The organism is Vreelandella alkaliphila (assembly GCF_016107625.1).
Lineage (GTDB): Bacteria > Pseudomonadota > Gammaproteobacteria > Pseudomonadales > Halomonadaceae > Vreelandella > Vreelandella alkaliphila.
Genome location: NZ_JABASV010000003.1, coordinates 147,680 through 169,882, shown reverse-complemented (window position 1 = coordinate 169,882; position 22,203 = coordinate 147,680). Strand labels below are relative to the sequence as shown.

At 52.0% G+C, this 22,203-nt stretch carries 16 protein-coding genes; 12 read left to right on the top strand and 4 right to left on the bottom strand.

The annotated features are described in order from the left end of the window. Window positions 1–118: 118 nt before the first annotated feature. Window positions 119–1,204 (top strand): efflux RND transporter periplasmic adaptor subunit, encoded by a 1,086-nt coding sequence (locus tag JFC11_RS06010; protein WP_198348965.1) that lies wholly within the window; start codon window positions 119–121, stop codon window positions 1,202–1,204. Further along, complete coding sequence (locus JFC11_RS06005; RefSeq protein ID WP_198348964.1) at window positions 1,204–4,359, top strand: efflux RND transporter permease subunit; 3,156 nt, start codon at window positions 1,204–1,206, stop codon at window positions 4,357–4,359. Before JFC11_RS06010 ends, JFC11_RS06005 begins: the two co-directional genes overlap by 1 nt. Window positions 4,360–4,454: 95 nt before the next feature. On the opposite strand, the gene JFC11_RS06000 is transcribed toward JFC11_RS06005, so the two are convergent. Next, on the bottom strand, window positions 4,455–6,413 hold the full coding sequence (locus JFC11_RS06000) for a ligand-gated channel protein (RefSeq protein ID WP_198348963.1): 1,959 nt from the start codon (window positions 6,411–6,413) through the stop codon (window positions 4,455–4,457). A 190-nt stretch (window positions 6,414–6,603) separates the two neighbouring features. Here JFC11_RS06000 and JFC11_RS05995 point away from each other — a divergent pair, with 190 nt between their 5' ends. The 5 genes from JFC11_RS05995 (at window position 6,604) to JFC11_RS05975 (ending at window position 12,775) form a co-directional block, all read left to right on the top strand. Beyond that, the gene (locus JFC11_RS05995; RefSeq protein ID WP_198348962.1) at window positions 6,604–7,527 is read left to right on the top strand and encodes a LysR family transcriptional regulator; all 924 of its coding nucleotides are present in this window, start codon (window positions 6,604–6,606) and stop codon (window positions 7,525–7,527) included. Window positions 7,528–7,596: 69 nt separating this feature from the next. Next, window positions 7,597–8,472, top strand: a complete 876-nt coding sequence (locus JFC11_RS05990) for an AEC family transporter (RefSeq protein WP_038477532.1) — start codon at window positions 7,597–7,599, stop codon at window positions 8,470–8,472. Between the two features lie 128 nt (window positions 8,473–8,600). Next, the gene (locus tag JFC11_RS05985) at window positions 8,601–9,788 is read left to right on the top strand and encodes a PQQ-dependent sugar dehydrogenase (protein ID WP_422822559.1); all 1,188 of its coding nucleotides are present in this window, start codon (window positions 8,601–8,603) and stop codon (window positions 9,786–9,788) included. 129 nt (window positions 9,789–9,917) lie between these two features. Next, window positions 9,918–11,363, top strand: coding sequence for a sensor histidine kinase (locus JFC11_RS05980; RefSeq protein ID WP_038477535.1), 1,446 nt, complete (start codon window positions 9,918–9,920; stop codon window positions 11,361–11,363). An 11-nt stretch (window positions 11,364–11,374) separates the two neighbouring features. Continuing rightward, window positions 11,375–12,775 carry a sigma-54-dependent transcriptional regulator gene (locus JFC11_RS05975; protein ID WP_038477537.1) on the top strand — a complete coding sequence of 467 codons (1,401 nt, stop codon included), beginning with the start codon at window positions 11,375–11,377 and terminating at the stop codon, window positions 12,773–12,775. A gap of 235 nt (window positions 12,776–13,010) precedes the next feature. Here the strand turns inward: JFC11_RS05975 and JFC11_RS05970 are convergent, their stop codons facing one another. Then, window positions 13,011–13,457 carry an LptM family lipoprotein gene (locus JFC11_RS05970; RefSeq protein WP_198348961.1) on the bottom strand — a complete coding sequence of 149 codons (447 nt, stop codon included), beginning with the start codon at window positions 13,455–13,457 and terminating at the stop codon, window positions 13,011–13,013. Window positions 13,458–13,833: 376 nt separating this feature from the next. On the opposite strand from JFC11_RS05970, the gene JFC11_RS05965 reads away from it, so the two are divergent. From JFC11_RS05965 to JFC11_RS05945, 5 genes are all read left to right on the top strand, one after another. Then, a complete protein-coding gene (locus tag JFC11_RS05965; protein ID WP_038477543.1) occupies window positions 13,834–15,036 on the top strand; it encodes a quaternary amine ABC transporter ATP-binding protein in 1,203 nt (400 codons plus the stop codon). Then, window positions 15,036–15,872: an ABC transporter permease gene (locus JFC11_RS05960; protein ID WP_038477546.1), complete on the top strand. Its 837-nt coding sequence runs from the start codon at window positions 15,036–15,038 to the stop codon at window positions 15,870–15,872. Before JFC11_RS05965 ends, JFC11_RS05960 begins: the two co-directional genes overlap by 1 nt. Window positions 15,873–16,065: 193 nt before the next feature. Further along, window positions 16,066–16,938, top strand: coding sequence for a glycine betaine ABC transporter substrate-binding protein (locus tag JFC11_RS05955; RefSeq protein ID WP_038477549.1), 873 nt, complete (start codon window positions 16,066–16,068; stop codon window positions 16,936–16,938). A gap of 172 nt (window positions 16,939–17,110) precedes the next feature. Then, window positions 17,111–17,533, top strand: a complete 423-nt coding sequence (locus JFC11_RS05950) for a universal stress protein (protein WP_038477552.1) — start codon at window positions 17,111–17,113, stop codon at window positions 17,531–17,533. Between the two features lie 82 nt (window positions 17,534–17,615). Then, window positions 17,616–19,256 (top strand): BCCT family transporter, encoded by a 1,641-nt coding sequence (locus tag JFC11_RS05945; protein WP_038477555.1) that lies wholly within the window; start codon window positions 17,616–17,618, stop codon window positions 19,254–19,256. A 95-nt stretch (window positions 19,257–19,351) separates the two neighbouring features. On the opposite strand, the gene JFC11_RS05940 is transcribed toward JFC11_RS05945, so the two are convergent. Next, a complete protein-coding gene (locus JFC11_RS05940; protein WP_038477558.1) occupies window positions 19,352–20,077 on the bottom strand; it encodes a 3'-5' exonuclease in 726 nt (241 codons plus the stop codon). A 1-nt stretch (window position 20,078) separates the two neighbouring features. Further along, window positions 20,079–21,989, bottom strand: coding sequence for a DUF294 nucleotidyltransferase-like domain-containing protein (locus tag JFC11_RS05935; protein WP_038477561.1), 1,911 nt, complete (start codon window positions 21,987–21,989; stop codon window positions 20,079–20,081). Window positions 21,990–22,203 lie beyond the last annotated feature (214 nt).

Below are 22,203 nucleotides of genomic sequence, written 5' to 3'. Positions count from 1 at the left end.
TACTAGCTAAAAGGTTCTATTTACTGTTTCAATGCTGACTTACTGCCCTGGCCATGCGCCAGGGCTTTTTTACGCCCGCTTAACAGCGAATTCGATGTTTATTAGGGAACTGTCTGTCATGACCGCGCACCCGCTCGTCCGCTATCTTGCCTTGGTTCTACTGTTGCTCTGCGGCCTAATGCTCTCTAGCGCTTCCTTCGCGCAATCAGCCCCCAGGGTTGAGCTGGCGCCCGTAAACCGCGAGCCAATTTATACCGAAACAAACCTGGTCGGCACCGTAAATTCCCTGGAAGATGCCCTCCTCTCAGCATCAGTAGCAGGGCTTATTACTCAGGTAGCGGTTAATCCTGGCGACCACGTCGCCAAGGGAGACACGCTAATCGCGCTGGATGACGATCTGGCTCGTTTTGACGTAGCAGCGGCGGTTGCTGCAGAACAGGAGGCCCAGGCCACACTAGCGGAAGCAGAACGACTACTGCGAGAAGCGGAATCGGTGGGCGTGGGGCGTAACATCGCAGCGACTGAAGCGAGCGCTCGTCGTAGTGCCGTTAACGTGGCCCGCGCCGCACGCTCGCGTTTAACGGCGGAGCAAGCACGTTTAAACGCCCTACTGGCTCGCCATGCAATTAACGCCCCTTTTGATGGTGTCGTCAGCGCTCGCAGCGTCAATCTCGGTGAGTGGGTCACGCCAGGAGATAGCGTTGCGCGCCTCGTTAACCTTGATGAGCTGCGCGCTGATTTTCAGGTGCCCGAAGCCTTTTATGCCGCCGTTCAAGACGAAGCGTTGATCAGCCTGCGCGTGGGCCAACAAACCTACGAGACCACTATCGCCACCATGGTGCCGATCAGTGACCCCAGTGCTCGCACATTTCTATTACGCGCCCATGTTCCCGATTCAGCTTCACTATACCCAGGTAATGCAGTGGATGCCGTGCTGCGGGCGTCGACCGGCAGCGATGGGCTGACGGTTCCCCGCGATGCGTTAAGCCGCTACCCAGACGGGCGAGTCACCGTGTGGGTGGCCACCCCTAACGAAAACAACACGTATCAGGTTACTGAGCAACGCGTGCAGTTGGGTATTAACTTTGCCGACCGTGTGGAAATTGTCGAGGGCCTCTCTGGTGATGAGCAGGTGGTCATTCGGGGTAATGAATCGCTGGTCGAAGGTGTCAGTGTTGAGGATATCGCAGCGGGGAGCGAGTAATGTTTGCAGCCCTACTGCGCCAGCAAACGCTGGTCACTGTTATCGCGCTAATCTTCCTGCTGCTGGGCATTGCCGCCACGCTGCGCATCCCCGTTCAGATGATTCCTGACATTGAAGCCCGCACAATAACGGTCGAAACGCGCTGGGCGGGAGCGACACCCCAGGATATCGAAAAAGAGATCCTCATTGAGCAGGAGCAGTATTTGCGCAATGTGCCGAACCTTACCCGCATGACGGCGATGGCCGAAAGCGGCAGCGCTGAAATTGAGCTTGAATTCCCGTTTAGCGTGGATATGACGGCAGCGCTGATTCAAGTCAATAACGCGCTCAGCCAAGTATCGTCATATCCCACCAATGTGGATCAGCCACGGATTGTTTCTGCCGCTTTTTCGACAGACGCGTTTTTGCGCTTTCACGTGGGTACGCTACCCGGCAACCCTAAGGCGCTAGATATCCAACTGATGAGCGACTTTATCGACGATCGTGTGCGACCTCGCATGGAAGGCGTTAAAGGGGTATCGGAAGTCGGCGTCAATGGCGGCGCTCAGCGGCAGCTACAAATTTTGGTCGACCCTGGCGCGCTGGCTCAGCGCGGGGTTTCACTTACCGAGTTACGCGACGCTATCACCCAGCGTAACCGGGATATCTCCGGTGGTGAATTAGAAGCCGGTAAACGCCGCTATTTGATACGCACGCTGGGCCGCTTTGATGACGCTGAGGCACTGGCGCAGCTGGTTGTCGCTCGTCAGGGTGATAGCATCGTGCGGCTCGCCGACGTTGCCGAGGTCCGCCAGGGGCAATCTCGCTTAAGCCAGCTATCGTTTTATAACGGCAAACCGGGCATAGGTATGGACCTTCGGCGGGAAAGCGGTGCCAACGTCATCGATATCAAATACGCCATTGAAGAAGAAATAGCGGCGATTAACGACAGCATTCTGCGCCCAGCGGGTATGGAAATGGTGCTGACTGCCGATGATGTGCGCTACGTGGAGGCCTCGGTCAGTAACGTATGGAGCAACCTGCTACTCGGGGCGGCCTTCGCAACGTTGGTGATGTACCTGTTTTTGCGCTCCGCTCGCGCCACCTTTATTGGCGTTATTGGCATCCCCTTCTGCACCATTGCGGCTTTTTTAGGGCTGATGCTCACGGGACGCACGATTAACGTAATTTCCATGGCAGGCATTGCCTTTGCCATTGGCATGAGCGTCGATAACAGCATTGTGGTGTTGGAAAATATTGAGCGATACCGTCGTTTAGGACTCGACCGCATTGAATCGGCGCTACGCGGCGTGCAGGAAGTATGGCCCGCGACGCTGGCATCGACGACCACCACCATCTTGGTTTTCCTGCCTATTCTGTTTATAGAAGAGGAAGCTGGGCAACTGTACTCTGACGTGGCCATTGCCGTTTCCGCCGCTATTTTTGCCTCAATGCTGGTGGCAGTTACCCTAGTGCCGTCACTCTGTTCGCGCTTTAATTTTTCGATGCGCAACGAGCATGAGGATAGCCCCGCGGCCTCACGCCCTTCGTGGGCTGGGGAGCGGCTTGATCGCTTGATCGCCACTCCTTTTCGGCGCGGAGTGATTCTAGTCACTACAGTAGTGATCAGCGGCTGGACTATCGTTGTACTCACTCCGCCTGCCGAGTACTTGCCCGAAGGCGAGGAACCTAAAACCTTTGCAGTGATGAGCCCACCGCCTGGCTATAGCCTGCAGGAGATGGCGGGAATCGCCGCGCAAGTAGAGGATTACTTTTTACCCCATGTAGACGCTGACCCAGCGGCTTTTTTAGCGGGCGACACCGAGGTGCCGCCGCTGGCTTATATGAACATGCGGGTTGCCCCTACGCGGCTGTTTATCGTCGCGGAAGCAGCTGACCCTGGTGATATCGAAGCGTTAATGGACGCACTTACCAGCTACTACGAGCGCTTTCCAGGAATGCGCGCATTTGCCTCGAAAGGCTCGATCATTTCCAGTAACGATGGCGGCACGCGGAGTATCAACCTGGATATCGCCGGCCCGGATTTGGCGACCGTTTATGAAGCCGCCAATAACCTCTACCGAGAAGCCCGCAATGAGTTTGGCAATCCGCGCATTCAGAGCCAACCCTCTTCGCTGTCGTTGGATCAGCCGCTGATTCAAATTCGCCCAGATTGGGCGCAGGCGTCAGCACTTGGCTTAGCGGCAGAAGATGTCGGCTTTTCAGTCGCCGCACTCACCGAAGGTGCCTATGTGGATGACTTCTTTCTCGATGACGAGAAGATCGATATTTATCTTTATGGCCCCCAGCTGTCGCTACCTCTGGACCAGCTACCCAACCTTCTGCTGCATACCCCCAGCGGCGCGACACTGCCGCTCTCTGCCGTCGCCAGCATTGATGAAACTATGGACACCAGCGTTATTCGCCGGGTCGATAGTAGCCGCACGGTGACCCTCAATGTCATCCCACCACCCAGCATTGCCCTGGAAGCAGGGGTTGAGCAGGCCGAGAGAATGTTGGAGCGTCTACGCCGTGAGGGGGGACTACCATCGGCGGTGGATATTTCGATTTCTGGGGCTAGTGATCAGTTAAATGCCACGCGAGACGCGCTAATGAGCAACTTCTTGATTGCCATTGTGATTGTCTATTTGCTACTGGTAGCAATTTTCTCTCACTGGGGCTACCCGCTGCTGATCCTTACCTCCATTCCTTTGGGCGTGGTGGGTGGCATTATGGGTCTGGCAGCCATGAATGCAGTGGGCAGCCTACTGCCACTTATTGGCATCGCTCCACTAAGTCAGCCCTTCGATATGATTACGATGCTGGGCTTTTTGATATTAATGGGAACCGTGGTTAACAACCCCATCCTGGTGGTCGACCAGGCTCGGCGGCGATTACACGATAAGCAGCTATCCATTCAGGAAGCCGTATCTCAGGCGGTACAAACCCGCCTGCGTCCAATTGCGATTACCACGCTGACAACCCTGTGCGGGCTTTCGCCGCTGGTATTTTTACCCGGTGAAGGCACCGAACTTTACCGTGGTGTCGGGGCGATTGTTTTATTTGGCTTGCTGGGAGCTTCCATCGTGACGGTGACGTTCCTGCCAGCATTGATGATAAGCGTACTGCAGCTTAGCAAACGCAATACGCAGCCTGCCCAAGCCCAACATCCGTGAATAAATATCCGTAAATAAATACGTGGTTCACTCAAAAACACGGCCACCTAATAAGGTGGCCGCAACGTTTAATAGCAAACAGGTACTAACAGGCACTAGAACGCGACATTCAGTCCCAACCAAACACGGCGACCATCGTCCACGTAGCCGTACTCTTCGTAAGTAATGCGCTCATCAAATAGGTTGTAGATACCTGCGTTCACCGTGGTGCTATCGTTGAGCTTGTAACCCATTCCTGCATCAACAAAGGTGTAGGAAGGTGCCACCACCGAGCGGCTGGAGGGGCCGGTAGTGGGCTGGCTCTCCTCGCCACGGTAGCTCACTTTTGTCCACTGGCTGAGTCGCGAGTTGACCTGCCAGTCAAGTGTAGCCGAGACCTGATGGCGCGGTAGCTGCGTCAAAGGCTCACCAGCATATTGGCCACTTTTTTGCTCAGAGTCAGTGAAGGTATAGCTAGCCGTTAACGACACTGCATCTGTCAACGGCGCTGCCAGGCTGGCTTCTACCCCTTGCGTAATCGCCTCATCCACGTTGACGCGATAAGTAGGATCACTGCCAAAATCATTAGGGCCATCGGTACAGATATCAACAGGGCAAGCAATACGCGTAATTTTATCGTCAAAGTCGTTGTGGAACAGCGTCAAACTGCCGCTCAGGCCTGCATCATTGGCGTAGAGCAGTGCAATCTCTTTGTTAAGCGACGTTTCAGGTTTAAGGTCCGGATTACCGTAAATATTGCCACCGCGGCTGACCTGCCCCCAATCGGGAGTGATTTCACGCAGACTTGGCGAGCGATAACCAGTTGAAACGCCCCCTTTAAGCGTCCAGTCAGGTGTCACATTCCAAACGCTGTAAAGGCGCGGGCTGACGTGGCTGCCGAAGTTATCGTCGTCATCGACGCGTAAGCCACCGGTCAACGCCCAGGTGTCAGTCAGCATCCACTCATCTTCTACAAACAGCGCCCGCTGGCTATTTTCGATTTCGGTCCGGTCAGATATTCGGTTGGTGGTGGTATCGCTCAGCGACTCCTCTTCGTAGCTCGCGCCAACAGTCACTAAGTGCATGCCTAGTGGGATCACCGCGCTGGTTTTAGCGGTGGTGTTGGTAATTTCGATATCGCGTGATTTGTTGTCGCTACGCTCACGCTGTACAAAGGTCTCGCTGGTACCCCAGTCAAAGCGGCCACTGTGGGTAACAGCAACGTGAGTGTTGGTGTATTCGCCGATACTGTCGGTGCAACCACCTCGGCAACCCTCAGCAGCGCCAGAACGCCCCACCCGCGAGTGGCGATCCTGTTCGGTAACGCCGGCTTCGGCGGTGAAGTCATGATTATCGTTCGCCGCGAAGTTCAGCCGTGCGGTTAGACTTTGCAGGCTTTTCTCTTCGTAGCCGTTCAAAATATCATCTTCATCCCGCTCTGAGGCACGCCCATAAAGTTGCAGACCTAACCGGTCACCCACTAACGGCCCGCTTAGGTAAAAATTCGCTTGGCGGCTGTCTCCAGAATTGCTGTTCTCTTGTAGCACCGTGTCGAGCTGCACATTGCCGTGCCATTCATCAGCCACCTTGCGGGTAATTACGTTGATTACCCCACCGATAGCGTCTGAACCGTAAAGTGTCGACATTGGCCCACGCACCACCTCAATGCGCTCAATCGCTTGGAGTGGCGGTAGCCAGTCCTGTTCGAACCCAGCGCTACCATTCGGGCGTGATTCCCGAGAATTTTGCGGACGTCCATCCACCAAAATCAAGGTGTACTGGGAGGGCATGCCACGAATTGAAATATCATTGCCACGGTCACCTGCGCCGCCACCGGTAACAATCACACCCGGCACGTCGCGCAGCGCATCGGTGACATTTTGATAGTGTCCACGCTCAAGCTCTTCCCGAGAAATAACACTAATAGAAGCAGGCGCACTGGAAATTTGCTGTTCAAACCCCGATGCGGTAACCACAACATCATCTAGCCGAGGTGTTTCTTGTGCCAACACGGCACTACTGGCCAATGAAGAGATGGCACCGGCCAATAGCGTGCGACGCAAACGAGAAGACATAGCAGGGTTCCTTTAATGTGAAAGAGCACTTGCAATCAAATACGAATCATTAACATTCGTATTTTTGCATAATTCTTACACAAAGAGGTCGCACAGTACGTTCAGTCATCCGGAACACAAATGCCAATTATTTTCATTAACATCATTAAATGGCACAATAGCGCTTCAACTGTTGCCTAATGGCCCGACCATGTACGATTTTGATGAACTCGCCGCCTTTGCCGATGTGATGACTACCGGTAGCCTAACGCGCAGCGCACAAAAGCTAGGACTTGCTAAATCGACACTGAGCCGCCGTATTAGCCAGTTAGAAGCAAGATTGGGTCAGCCGCTGCTCAGGCGGCAAGCCAATCGGCTGATTCCTACGGAAGCGGGTCTGCTATTTCATAACTACTGCACAGAACTGCTAGCGATGGCGGCACATAGCCAAGAAGCGTTGGCAGAACTGCGTGAGGAAATCAGCGGAAAAGTAACACTGGAAGTTCACGGGGCATTAGCACGGGGTTGGATGGCAGGTGTCGTTGATGCGTTTTTAACCCGCTATCCCAAGGTGGAATTGACCCTCCACACGCGAGAATCTCCGCCCACTAAAATGCACAGTAACAGTGTGCACATCTGGCTAGGGGCAACCCACGAATGCGGTCTCAACCAGGAGCGCTTAGGGCACTTGACTCGCGGCCTTTATGCCAACCCCAGCTATCTTACCAACGCTGGTTATCCTCAGCACCCAAGCGAGCTAGAATCACACGCATGGATTGATTTACTCGATAGCGCCTCTAGCGGCCTGCTGTTCCACCATGCTCATCACGACGACTTTCTGTTTAATGCGCCCCGCTCGCGGCTGCGCGTCGATCTAACGGTGCTTCAAATTGATGCCATTGCTTATGGCCAAGGCATCGGGCTGCTGCCCCACTGGGTGGTTGAAAAACGCGAGCAGCATCATCCTGGTGATTTAGTCAGTTGCTTGCCCGGCTGGGAACCTGCCCCACTGCCCATCACCATGTTGTACGCTTACGGCCACCATTCGCGTCGGGTTAACGCACTGCTCGAGTTTTTACGCGAGCAAGTTCCGGCTGCTTGGCAATCCAATCACTCCACCACTAACGCTGAATAACCAATTCACCTTGCCAGTTAGCGGCCTAATTAACGACAATGAGTCGCTAATCATCGTCAAGGAATGGTAATGCTCGCCGAACTTTTTGCCGTGATGGCTCCGGTACTCGCCGGTGCTGGGCTGGGATATTTATGGGTACGCTTAGGGCATCCCTACCCCGTCGATTTCATTACTCGTTTGGTGTTTAACATCGGTACCCCCGCACTGGTGCTTGCCTCACTATCTGGGGCTAATATTGATGCCAATAGCTTCGGGCAGATGATGTTTGCCACGGCCATCGTGATACTCACCATGGGCGCGGCTAGCTTTGTGGTCGCCAAACTGTTGCGCCGCAGTTGGCGCGTATTACTTGCCCCGATGATGTATCCCAACACCGGCAATATGGGACTACCCGTCGTTCTGTATGCCTTTGGCAGCGCAGGGTTTGCCTACGGTATTACGGTGATGGTGACGGTCTCGCTCTTTCAGTTCACCTTAGGGGCCGTTCTCAATAGCAACGGAAGCCCGACTAAAACGCTGCTGAAAACGCCCACCGTCTATGCCATTTTAATCTCAATGGCGCTGCTGTTAACCGACACATCACTGCCCCCTTGGCTAGCCAATACGGTCGACTTAATGTCTGGTTTCACCGTACCGCTTATGTTGATCACGCTCGGTGTTTCCCTAGCCAGCATCCAGGTAAAAAGCCTGCGTTCCGGCATCGGTTTTAGCCTAGTACGTATTCCCCTTGCCGCTGGGGCAGCGTGGCTAATTGCGGGTTGGGTTGGCCTTCCCCCACTGGCGCAAAGCATTCTGGTGCTACAAATGTGCATGCCTGTGGCAGTGTTTAACTACTTGTTCGCCCAGCGTGCCCAGCGCGAACCGGCGTATGTTGCCAGCCTCGTTTTTTGCTCTACGCTGCTTGCCCTGGTGTATTTACCGATACTGCTGGCATTTCTGATGTAGCGTTTTTGCTATAGCCCGTCTGATTTAGCCCGCCGGATATATAGCAGCACAGGGAACCCCGCTCGCTTTAAGCAGTCACTGCTAGGCATGGAACATGATCATCGAAGGCCCCGACGACAGGAGTGACCATGATGCGCCAACCTCAGTCACAAGCACGCCAAGCAGTGTTAACGACGCCTTCTCATCGTTGGTTTCTAACAGCTATTGGCGGGTTAATGTTGGCGGGCACTGTTAGCAATGCCCAAGCAGAAATGGTTTACGACGCGATCGAAACCGATCAAATGACCTTGTCACTTGAACGTGTGGCGAGTGGGTTGAACAGCCCCTGGGCAGTGGCTTTTTTGCCTGACGGGCGTTTTTTAGTCAGCGAACGCCGTGGTCAACTCACCCTGGTAGATCAAGAAGGTAACCAGCAAACGCTCGAAGGAATGCCCACGGTCAGCCACCAGGGGCAAGGTGGGCTTCTCGATATCACCTTGCATCCTGCGTTTGGTGACGGTGAACATGACTGGATTTATTTCACCTGGAGCAAACCAGACGGCAATAACAGTCGCTCAGCACTATCACGGGTTAAGTGGCAAGGAGATTCACTCGGTGAGGTCGAACACCTTTTTGAACAAGATCGCGCCTCGTCACCCGGCCGTCATTACGGCTCGCGTTTGGCGTGGCTAGCAGACGGCACACTACTAATGAGTATTGGTGACCGCGGCGTTAACCCATCCCGTGCCCAGGCAAGCGACGACCACGCGGGGTCAACGCTACGCCTAACGGATACAGGCGGTGTTCCTGACGATAACCCTTTCGTGGGCGCTGATAGCACCTTGGATGAAATTTACTCCACGGGCAATCGCAACATTCAAGGGTTGACGGTACTTAGCAATGGTGAACCCTGGGCGACCGAACATGGTCCGCGCACAGGCGATGAGCTTAATCACATCAAAGCAGGCAGTAATTATGGCTGGCCAGAGGTTAGCCTGGGAAATGATTATCGGACTAATGAGCCGATTGGAGTCGAATCGAAGCCCGGCATGGTCGACTCGGTTTACCGCTTCGAAGGTCGTTTTGCGCCTTCGGGCCTTACCGAAGTCACCAGCAGCGCGTTTGGAAACTGGCAGGGGCAGCTATTAGCCGGTGGTTTAGCCAGCGAAACATTGCTGCGTCTGCAATTGGAAAACGGCAACGTGGTGGATGAAGAAGTTATTCTTGACGGCCACATTGGCCGCATTCGCGATGTGCGCCAAGGCCCTAACGACGCCATTTATTTGCTAACCGATGGCGATCAGGGCAGCCTTTACCGTTTGCAGGTGGTTAATTAACCCACACTAACGTTATCTGAACCGCTACTCTTTATACTGCCTATTGATACTGTCTATTTATTTACACTATCTATGTACGCTGCCAATGCTGTCCACTGCTGAACAGCCAGTATTCATCACGGATGCCTGATGCGACTACGTAATTTAATTATTTTGACGGTCATCGTGCCACTGTTTGTCATTCTAGTGGTTTTTAGCCTAGTGGCTATCAAGTCGCTAGAAGATAACGTGCGTTCCAAGCTGCAAACCGAAGTTGAGATTATCACCCGTGCACTGGGCACATCACTGAGTTACGCCGTCACTCGCGATAGCGACACCCCGCTAGAAGAAGCACTGCAATCCGCTTTTTCATTCCATCGTATCTATGGTGCTTATGTGTTCGACACCCAAGGCCGGGAAGTTTATGGGCTGGGGTTGGGCAAAGACCTGTTTACGCCGGATGAAATTCAGCAGGTTATCGAACAAGATGACCTGTATAGCAATTACCGCCAACAGGAAGGCTGGACGTACTACTCAGCATTGATTCCGCTGCGGGCGCAAGATGGTACGGTACGAGGTGTTCTGCAGGTAAATCGACTTAATACCGGCATCGAAAACTATACGGGCTTTATCAGTATTGTGGCTGTTCTGGTGTTTGTGATCGGAGCGGCCGGTATTGTTTTTAGCATCTGGTGGGGCTTTAGGCACTATATAGAACGACCGCTCAATCGTCTTTTGCACGTGATGTTACTTGTGGAAGATGGCGACCGCAGCCAACGGGCTACGGTCGATGGCCCGACGGAATATCGCCGCTTAGCATCAGGCTTGAACGGCATGCTAGATGCCATGGCAGAAAAAGATCGCGATATTGATGCCCGTCGGCAGCGCGAAATCGAACTAGAAAAGCGCCTGCGCAAATCTAAAAAGCTGGCGGAGTTAGGCGTTTTGGCGGCCGGTGTCGCCCATGAAATTGGCGCACCATTAACCGTCATCAATGGCCAAGCCCAGCGCTTAGCCCGCAGGGACACCATTGGCGATGACGAACGTGCACGATTAGGCCGTATCCGAGGCGAAGTCGAAAGAATTGTTCAAATTGTCCGCCAATTAATGGAACTAGGCAGACAACATAACGTAGAGAAAGACACGCAAGCGTTGGATCAGCTTATTCTGAGTGCCAGTGAGTTAGTGGAAGAGGAGCTGGAGCCACGAAATATTCACTTGGATATTGATCTTCCCTCCCCTACCCCCCATTTATTGGTCAATGGGCAGCAAATTGTGCAGGTACTCACCAATCTATTACGCAACGCAGCGCAAGCACCAGATGTTAGCTGTATACGCCTTAGTGCCAAGCAATACAGTGAAGAGCTAACACTCTGGGTGGAAGATGACGGGCCTGGCATTCCAGCGTCGCATCATCAGCAAGTATTTGATCCTTTCTTTACGACCAAACCGGTGGGCCAAGGCAGTGGCTTAGGGCTCTCCATGGTGCATCGCATTATTAACGACCACGGCGGGACGATTGGCGTATTTGATAGCGGCCTTGGCGGCGCTGGATTCGAGATTACGCTTCCCCTTAGTGAAACCGCATCCGCTTGAGGAAAACGTTTGTGACCCATCAGGAACACCTTTTACCTTTATTGGTAGTGGAAGATGACGCCGCTATACGTGAGTTATTAGAAGAAGAGCTCAACGACGCGGGCTATGACACGCTAGGCGTTCCCAGTGCCGAAGACGCCTTGGCGCTACTAAGCCATACAGCTGTGGCAATGATGATTACGGATGTACGTCTTCCTGGAATGACCGGCATTCAGTTACTTCAGCAACTGCGTCAAAGCGGCAGCGAGCTGGGCATTATTGTCATCACTGCCTTTGGCACCATTGACCAAGCCGTCGAGGCGCTAAAGCTGGGAGCCGATGACTTTTTAACTAAACCATTGGATTTAGATGCCATTCGCGAGGCAGTCTTTCGCGTCTTAGAGCGCCAGCGTTTGTCTCTCTCCCACGATACTGAGTTGAGCCAGTTTCACGGTATTGTCGGAAAAAGCTCAGGAATGCAGTCTCTGTTTCATGATGCATCTCGGCTGGCTAAAAGCGATGCGCCTATTTTGATTCTGGGCGAAAGCGGTACCGGTAAAGAGCTATTGGCTCGCGCTATCCACCAAGAAAGCAAACGTCACGAAGCACCCTTTGTGCCTGTTAACTGTGCCAGCATTCCTGCCGATCTAATGGAAAGTGAGTTTTTTGGTCATGTAAAAGGGGCATTCACCGGGGCTAACGAAGCGCGCCGCGGTCTGTTTCATAGCGCTCAAGGCGGTAGCCTGTTTTTGGATGAGATTGGCGAAATGCCGGTTAATCTCCAAGCAAAACTGCTGCGTGCGCTGCAAGAAAAGACGGTACGACCCGTTGGCGGCGAGCGTGAGGAGCCGGTAGATGTCCGCATCATTGCCGCGACCCATCGCAATCTTGAAAAAGAGATCGAACAAGAGAACTTTCGCAGTGACTTGTTCTATCGCCTTGAGACGTTCTCTCTGCGCATTCCTCCACTGCGTGAGCGTGGCACCGATATAGAGCATCTTGTATTTGCATTAATCGACAAGCACGCCGAAGCGCAAAGTAAGCAGATTGAACAAATCGAGCCCGAAGCGCTAAATAGCCTGTTGAACTACACCTACCCCGGCAACGTACGCGAGCTGGAAAACGCCATTATGCGAGCCGTAACACTGAGCGAAGAAGGCATATTGCAACACCAAGATTTGCCAGAGCGTTTACGCGAACAGGCTAGCCAACATAACGGCTCGGAAATAACGCCGACACTTACTGGTGAAGTGTTACCTGGCACTCAGGTTCCAGCACCTGCACCTACCCGCTGGCCCAGCCTGGAAGAAGTAGAAAAGCGCTACATACGCAAAGTGTTAGAGGCCACCGGCGGCAATAAACGGCGTACGGCTGAAGTGCTGGGTATTGCTCGACGAACGCTTTATCGTCGTTTGGAAGATAACGAGGAATAAATTAACGCAAATAGTCGGCCACTCACCGGTGTAACCGACTATTCGTCTATGTGACGACAAGCTATGCACTACCTTGCCAAAATGGCGTACGTGTGGGGAATTTTCTTATCAAAGAGGGTTCACGGATCACATAAAAAACCCCCGCGGGCGCGGGGGAAAAGGATGATAAACCGTGTGGAGCAGCCGCAGGGAACAGACAGCTGGGTCGGCTTATCATCGTAGGGAGCGTTAACGATTACTGGCCGCTATTCAGCGCATCATCATTCTCATCAGCACCTGGCATCGGGTCAGTACCTTCACCAAATCCTGGGTTTTCTTCAGGATCGTCTGGGTTGCTAGCCTCTTCATCTGGCATAGGTTCTTCACCTGGCATAGGTTCTTGTGATGCCGCGGCATCATCGCTTAGCCCAGGATCGCCCATGTCAGAGTCATCAGCCACTGCAGACTCATCGTTCATCATGGGGTCAGAAGTAGTATCCGATGCGGTAGCATCGCTTGCGGTAGTTGCCTGTCCAGTAGAGGAAGTCGCATCTTGTTCCATCGTTTCAGGCTGTTCGGCAGGCGGCATTGGCTCATCACCGTTACCACAACCAGCAAGAGCTAATGTGCTAACAGTAGCTGCTAACATGCACAATGTAAGCACGCGGGGGCGTTTGGTAACTTGATTAACTGGTTTATCCATTAGGCTTACCTCCCTTCTAACCAAAATATCGATTAACTACCTAATTCAATGCATAGTTCATACCAAAAACCAAAAAATATAAATTTATATATAAAAATCAAAAATTTATAAAAATAACCAGATTAATTCTATGCCCAGAAAATTGTTACTGCGGGTTAAAACTGACACATGTGACACCTTTTGACGCTTAGCGCAGGAGGCGTTGTGACACACCCTGCCCACTTATGTATAATAAATATTAATAAATAACCAAGCTAAAACTTAAATTCTAATTATGAACCGTTTTGTGTCGCTGTTTGCAGGGAAAGCCATTTGGCATCGGAAAGCTAGCTGAGCAACGACACAAGGCTGCTCATTCACGCAAAAGGCATCGCTGATGGACGAGACACGCCCTGTCAAAATTCAGGTTCGCGGCTTAAGCAAGGTATTTGGCAAGCAGCCGAAAAAAGCCCTTGAGCTTCGTGACCAGGGTTTAAAACGCCCTGAAATTCTTGAGAAAACTGGCCAAACGTTAGGCCTTTCAAACATCTCATTCGATGTCTATGAAGGCGAACTGCTCGTCATTATGGGGCTTTCTGGTTCTGGCAAGTCAACGTTAATTCGGTGTTTGAACCGCCTGATTGATACCACCGAAGGCGAAATAATCATTGATGGCGAGAATATTCCCACGTTAAGCGAAAAGGCGCTGTTGGAGTGTCGCCGCCGCCATTTTTCTATGGTTTTTCAAAATTTTGCGCTATTCCCACACCGCACTGTACGCCAAAACGCCGAGTTCGGGCTTGAAATCCGCGGTGTCGATAAAGCTGAGCGTAAGCAAATTGCCCAAAACGCGCTAACCCAAGTGGGGCTAGATGGCTGGGAAGAGGCTTATCCGAATCAGCTTTCCGGTGGTATGCAACAGCGTGTCGGCCTAGCCCGCGCCCTGGCGAATGACTCCACCGTGCTATTAATGGATGAAGCCTTTTCAGCGCTGGATCCTTTAATCCGCAAGGATATGCAGCAAGAGCTGTTGCAACTGCAATCTAAAATGCAGAAAACAACCGTCTTCATCACCCATGATTTAGATGAAGCGCTCAATATTGGTGATCGCATAGTGCTGCTTAAAGATGGCGAAGTCGTACAGATTGGTACACCGGAAGAAATATTAACCCAACCTGCTGATGACTATGTGCGCCGCTTTATCGAAGGTGTCGATCGTTCGCGTGTATTAACCGCCGAGAGCGCCATGCGCCCCGTGCGCTCTACCGCCCGCGAAAGCGACGGCCCACGCACTGCACTACATCGTATGCGTGACCACAGTATTGATTCAATTTATGTCACTGATCGTGACCGCCGCCTAATCGGCCTGCTAGAGGCCGAGTCGGCGAGCAAGGCGATTGATGCCAAGTCAGATACTATTATTGATCACCTGACTCAAGACTTCCGCAAAGTCCCCCCTGAAGAACCCCTGCAAAACCTGTTCGCTATGTTTAGCGATAAAAGCTTTCCCATCGCCGTCATTGACGAGCAGCAGCGGTTGCTAGGTGTCGTTGTGAAGGGCGCGGTACTGGATGAATTAGCACGAGCAGGAGAACAGTAATGGATATTCCAAGCATCCCCCTTGGCGATTGGATCGAAAGTGGCCTGACCTGGTTGACCAGCGAATATTCAGCCGTCACTCGGGCAATTTCCCGTTTTACTCAAACCGGCATTGATGTTTTGAACGATAGCTTGATGTGGCTACCTGAATGGGCGCTACTTGGGTTAATCACCCTACTCTGCTGGAGGCTAGCGGGTGCTCGCTTAGCGATTGGTTCAGTAGCCGGGCTAGCCTTAATTTGGAACTTGGGTCTCTGGAACCCAATGATTGAGACGCTCACGCTGGTGGTCTTCGCCACCCTGGTTGCCGTGATTATCGCATTGCCTGTCGGCATTGCGGCAGCATTATCTAATCGACTGTACCGATTGATCATGCCGATATTGGACTTTATGCAGACCATGCCCGCCTTTGTTTACCTGATACCAGCAATTCCGTTTTTCGGCATTGGTTCTGTATCCGCCATTTTTGCAACGGTAATTTTCTCGATGCCGCCTGCGATTCGCTTCACAACGTTAGGTATCCGCCAGGTGCCGGTTGAGCTTATTGAAGCCGCCGATGCCTATGGCGCAACGCGCAGCCAAAAACTTTTTAAGGTTCAGCTTCCGCTCTCGCTACCCACAGTGATGGCGGGTATTAACCAGACCATTATGCTGGCACTTTCGATGGTGGTTATCGCCGCCATGATTGGTGCAGATGGCCTAGGTAGCGAAGTGTGGCGTGCTATTCAGCGGCTACGCCCCGGTGATGGCTTTGAAGCTGGTATCGCCGTGGTCATTCTAGCCATGTTACTTGACCGTTTAACTCAATCACTACGGAAAACGCGCCGCTCACAGTGAATCAAGGAAGATCGCGCGGCCACCATCGTGCTGCGTTGACTGATCTTCTTGATGCACTCTTTTTGGATGTGCATGCTGATAGCGCGCCTATAAATTTTTAGTTAAGCAACGTTGGAAAGCATGCTTACTACAGTTGTGGCGCTTAACCACTATATTGATAGACGCCAGGACTATTTTCCCAAGGAGCAAGTGAATGAAAAGTCGTACGTTGAATCACCGCATCCGCCTCGCCTCATTAGCCCTCATTACCGGTGCAGGTGTGACCGCCGGAAGTCTGGCCCACGCCCAAGATCAGGGCACTATCAACCTTGCCTATGTTGAGTGGTCGTCTGAAGTAGCATCTACCAACGTCGTCGCTGCTGTATTAGAGCAAGCGGGTTTCGATGTTGAACTAACGTCGCTTTCTGCCGCCGCTATGTTCCAGGCGCTTTCCACTGGCGACGCCGATGCCATCGTCGCCGCTTGGCTACCCACGACTCACGCAGACTACATGGAGCGTGTAGGTGACAATATTGAAGATCTCGGCATGAACTTGGATGGCACCAAGCTGGGATTGGTAGTACCGGCTTACACAGATGTTGATTCTATTGCCGACCTAAACGACAACGCCGACAGCTTTAACGGCGAGATCATCGGTATTGACCCCGGTGCGGGCCTGATGGCTCTTACTGAAGAGGTCGTGGATACCTATGACCTCGGGCTGCGCCTGCGTAGCGGTAGCGGTGCCACCATGACCGCAGCGCTTTCAAGCGCGATTAACAATGAAGAGGATGTCGTGGTCACTGGCTGGACGCCACACTGGATGTTTGCCCGCTTCGATCTGAAATACCTTGAAGATCCGGAAAATGTTTATGGCGGTGCTGAGCAGATTCACACCGTGGTACGCCAAGGTCTAAAAGATGACTTGCCGGAAGCTTACGCCATCCTTGACTCTTTTGAGTGGACGCCCGAGCAGATGGGTGAGGTCATGCTGATGAATCAGGAAGATGGCAGCGACCCCTACGAAAATGCCAAGCAATGGGTTGAAGATAATCAAGATGTCGTCGAACAGTGGCTAAGCAACTAATTAAGTAACTAATGTTGTCTTGGCTAAATACAGTTTATTAGTAGAATGATTAATGAGCTGAAGCCGCACTTCGCTTCAGCTCATTTGTCGCAACCCACTGTTTTCAAAAAACGATATAGCTTTAATTAGTACGGTAAACCCATGCTAAATGGAGCTATATGAGGAGCGTACTGTGTTTAAGAACATTATGGTGCCAGTCGATCTTGCTCATCTAGAGCTACTGGAGCCTGCCTTAAGCGTAGTGGCAGACCTTGCTAAGCGATATGATGCTCATATCATCTACGTTGGCGTTACCGCTAATACACCTACAAGCGTTGCCCGCACACCCCAAGAGTACGAGCAGAAACTTGAAGCTTTTGCCCACGAGCGGCATAAAGTGCACGGTCAACCGGTAAGTATTAGGGTTTACAGCTCGACGGATCCCGTTGCTAATGTGGATAAGCAGCTTGTCGATGCAGTGGAGGAAACGGGAGCTGATTTGGTGGTAATGGCAACACATTTACCCCGCCACCTGGACATTATTATGCCGTCCCATGGCAGCAAAGTAGCCACCCACACAGACGTCTCCGTTTTCCTGATTCGAGTGGCCCAATAAACGCGCTCTTGCGTTGTAGAAGCAATCCGTTGACAACTCGCGCTTAACAGCACGCACCTTTAATAATGATGGGAGCAAATTTGTGGATAAAAAGCCGCAAAATCGACCACCTGAAGAGCCTGTCTCGGAAGGCATTCCTGCCCCGGAGGGGCCGGCAAACCTGATCGATACCGATTACGTTATTGGTCAAGACAATATAACCACCAGCACCATGGGCGTTAACCTCGACCTACACGGTAAGGTTTTCACCATTTCGTCGATTGTGGTTCTACTGTTTGTCGTTTTAACACTCGCCCTACAAGACACTATTGCACCGGTTTATGACGCTATTTTTAGTTTCTTGACCGGTAATTTGGCGTGGTTCTTTATATTTGCCGCCAATATTTTCGTTATTCTGTGTCTTGGGTTAATTATCTCCCCACTAGGTAAAATCCGCATTGGCGGCGCTGATGCAAAGCCCGACTTTACCTATGTGGGTTGGTTTTCAATGCTATTTGCCGCAGGCATGGGCATTGGCTTGATGTTCTTTGGTGTTAACGAGCCGCTGACCCACTTTGGTACATCCTTTGATGGTGGAAGCTGGGCACCATTAGCAGGCGCTGAGGGTGATGCTGCTGGCGCAGCGGCGCTGGGTATGGCAGCCACTATCTTTCACTGGGGCCTACATCCCTGGGCGATTTACGCAGTAGTAGCGCTGTCACTTGCCTTGTTTTCGTTTAACAAAGGGCTACCACTGTCTATGCGCTCGGTGTTCTACCCCATACTGGGTGAGCGCGTCTGGGGCTGGCCAGGGCATCTAATCGACATTTTGGCCGTATTTGCCACGCTTTTTGGTTTGGCAACTTCGCTGGGCTTAGGTGCAACCCAAGCAGCCGCAGGGCTAAGCTACTTGTTTGGCGCGCCAGAAAGCGATATCACGATGATTCTACTCATCATAGGCATCACTATTATCGCCATTGGTTCAATTCTGGCCGGTGTCGATAAAGGCGTTCAGTTGCTTTCAAAAATCAACATCGCCATGGCGGCTTTGCTGCTTTTCTTCGTTATTGCCGTTGGCCCAACACTGCTTATCGCGACAGGTTTCTTTGAAAACCTTCTTAATTATGTTGTTCATCTGCCAGCACTGTCGAATCCGTTTGGCCGTGAAGACGCGAACTTTAGCCAAGGCTGGACTGCCTTCTACTGGGCTTGGTGGATCTCCTGGTCTCCGTACGTTGGTATGTTTATCGCACGGGTTTCACGTGGCCGCACTGTTCGCGAATTTCTAATTTCAGTATTGTTGGTACCTTCTATTGTATCGGTACTCTGGATGACTACCTTTGGCGGCACCGCCATTGATCAGTACGTTAACCAAGGCATTGAAGCTGTGCGCGACGCAGGCGTGGATTTACAGCTGTTTATCATGCTTGAACAGCTACCGCTGTCACAAATCACCTCGTTTATTGCGATTCTACTGGTCATTATTTTCTTTGTGACCTCTTCTGACTCAGGCTCACTGGTTATCGACTCCATTACTGCAGGCGGCAAGGTGGATGCACCGAAGCCTCAGCGCGTGTTCTGGGCGATTATCGAAGGGGCTATCGCAATTGCGTTGCTGCTTGGCGGTGGTCTGACCGCACTGCAAACTATGGCGGTTTCTACCGGTTTCCCGTTCACCATCATCTTGCTAGTGGCATGTTATGCCATTATCAAAGGTCTGATGAGCGAACCCAAAGCGGTATGATGTGAATCACTAACCATTAAACTAAATGCACTTGCACTAAACCACAAACGGGCAGCCATTTGGCTGCCCGTTTGCGTTAAGTAACGCTGCGCTGCTCAAACCCAAATATCTTTCAACTGCGTCTCAGGCGTGTAGTGGTGACTGATCTGCGCTTGTAACAGTTCTGCTGTCGCCAGTGCATCAACCAGCGCGTGATGTCCTTGATAGACAGGCAGGCCATAGCGTTCACGACTGGCATTTAAACGAATCGAAACAGGCGGACGCCCTAACCAACGGCGAAACCGTGCCCATAACGTTTGTCGATGCATTCGCGCTTCAAGCGACATCGTATCGATCATCGGGAACATCACCCCTTCTCCCCGTCGTGCTTTTACGGCAGCATCAAGAAACGGGCGTTCGATGTTGCGAAAATGCACCACCACAAGCCGCCCTGCCAGCACAGCTAATAGCTCATCCAACACGGCATCAAAGTCAGGCGCAGTGGCGATTTCAGAATGAGTGATGTGATGGTAAGCAATGGACGCCTCATCTAAGGGTCGCGAGGGCTTCACTACCCAGTAGCGACGCTGAGCAAGCGGAATGCGATCCAGTGTGAAAGGCACTACCCCAATGCTGACAATCGCGTGACGCCGCTCGTCCAATCCCGTTGTTTCCATATCTAACGCTACCATCGGCACTTGCGCGATAGGTGTATCCGGGCTGGGTAGCGGCGTTGCAAAGAATTGTCTAAGCGCACTATCATGAGCCTTTTCGGCTCGCTCAGCCATATAGCCTATCCAGTTAGCTTGAACTACTTTTTGGCGGGGCCGGATTCCATGCATCTTATCGCCCCTGCCGCTGAGCGGGAACGGGATAGCGGAACTTCAAGAATTTTTGCGCGTTGTTGAGTACTTGGAAAGCATCTTTAAGCGTGTGGCGCTCGCTATCCTCAACATTCTCCGGTTCGATATTATTATCGGGGAAACGGTCTTCTTGCAGATCTATCACTTGATGGCGAATCCGCGACATACATAAAAACTCAAATGCGTAACTGAGCTTATCGCTTACACCCGTCGCCAGCAGTTGGGTATTGCTTATATCATTTAAGCGCTGGAACGAGTTTTGCGCTTTAGACCCACAGGCCAACGCATGTACCCGAATAAGGTCAACCATCGGGGCGGTACCACGCCGTTTTAGGTTGATTGAGTTGTTATGTTTGCCATCCTTTTCCATCACAAACGTACGGAAGAACCCAAGCGGCGGTGTTCGATTCAGCGCATTACGGGCCATGGCCGCCAAAAACAGTGGCGACTGGGGCGCCGTTTGGGCAATCAAATCCTGAAGCGCTTCAACAAAATGGTCTTCGCCGTAAATGCTGTCTAAATCGAAGAAAATCGAACTATGGAGTAGTCGTTCAGGGGTTGGGTTCGCCATCCAGTCTTGGAAATAACGCTTCCAAACATGCAACGGCTGACGCCACTGGCGGTTAGTCGCCATCACATCGCCTTTACAGTAGGTATAACCGCAGGCGTCTAAGCCATCGCTTACAAAGGCCGCTAACGCGTGAAAGTAGTCGTCGTGTTCGTCGGGGTTAAAGTCGTCTGACAAGATCAGTGCATTATCCTGATCGGTGACGATACTTTGCTCATTCCTCGCCATGGAGCCGTTAACCATAAAACAGTAAGGCACCGGCGGTGGCCCTAGCGCTTCTTCGGCAAGCTCTAGCAGTCGCCGCGTAAAACTACGCCCAATGGTCGACAGGGCACTCCCCACCATCTGCGAATTAGCACCTTCTTGCACCATTCTTACAAAAGCAGCGCGCACATCTGGAGCAAGTTTTGCTAACCCTTGGGCGCTGGACTGGTTGAAAATATTGCTTACTAGGTACAGCCCACTTTGCGTCTCGTAACGAATAATATCGGAGAGGTGAACAACCCCAACCGGACGCTGTCGGTAAAGCACCGGTAAGTGGTGAACATTGTTACGCAGCATCGTCAGCATGGCTTCGTAAACCGACGCATCCGACTGAATGGTAATTAACCGTTCGGAAACAACCTCACCAATGGCCGTTTGCGCTGACAGCCCTTCAGCTACAATGCGGGTACGGAAGTCACTATCCGTCAGAATACCGCACATTTGCCACGTTTTGCCTTCGCTGTCCTGAAAGCTGTAACGCGGATTATCACTGCCTTCATTAATTACCAGCACCGCCGACGCTTGAGCATCGTTCACTTGCTTAGCGGCTTGCTGGACGGTAGTCGTGGACTCAACCATGACGGGATAACGCGTTACCAATTTGCGTATCCGCGTAACCATCATATCGTTAGATTTCTTCTGCTGTTCTGCTGCAGTTTCTAAACGAGGGCGTTCGAGCTCAACAAAGTCAGCAAAATCATCGTCTTCTTCACAAAGTCGCTGAAAGACGACGTTGGGTATAAAGTAGATTAGCGTATCTTCTATCGCTTTAGCGGGTAACCGAACTTTATGGTTTCTCAGCAGGCTAAAATGCCCAAAGATATCCCCTTCGCCCAAGCGGTTATAAAGCTCACCTTGACGACGATATACCTCAACGGCTCCGCTACGGATATAGCACAATTCCGTGAGTATATCGTCAAACTTTAATATATCGCTCCCAGTTTTGTAGTAGCGTACTTGAACCTGCTCGGCAATGGCGTCTAGCAATACATCCGATAAGCCATCAAACGGGGGAAACTGCCCCATATGCTGACGTATTTCTAACAGTTCAACATCCATGCGATCTCCTGCACTTGGCGCGGCAGCATCATCAATAGATGAAGTTTGTCTTGGATAGCGTGTACCGTAAACCCTTCAGTCACAAATGAGAGTGAACAAAAGCAAAAAAACCCAGCGAAAAACGCTGGGTTTTGTGCAGTAACAGACTGGCAGTAGGAGGACAGAATACTTCGCAGGTTAAGGAAAATCTGTCACTATCCACAACACTAGCTGA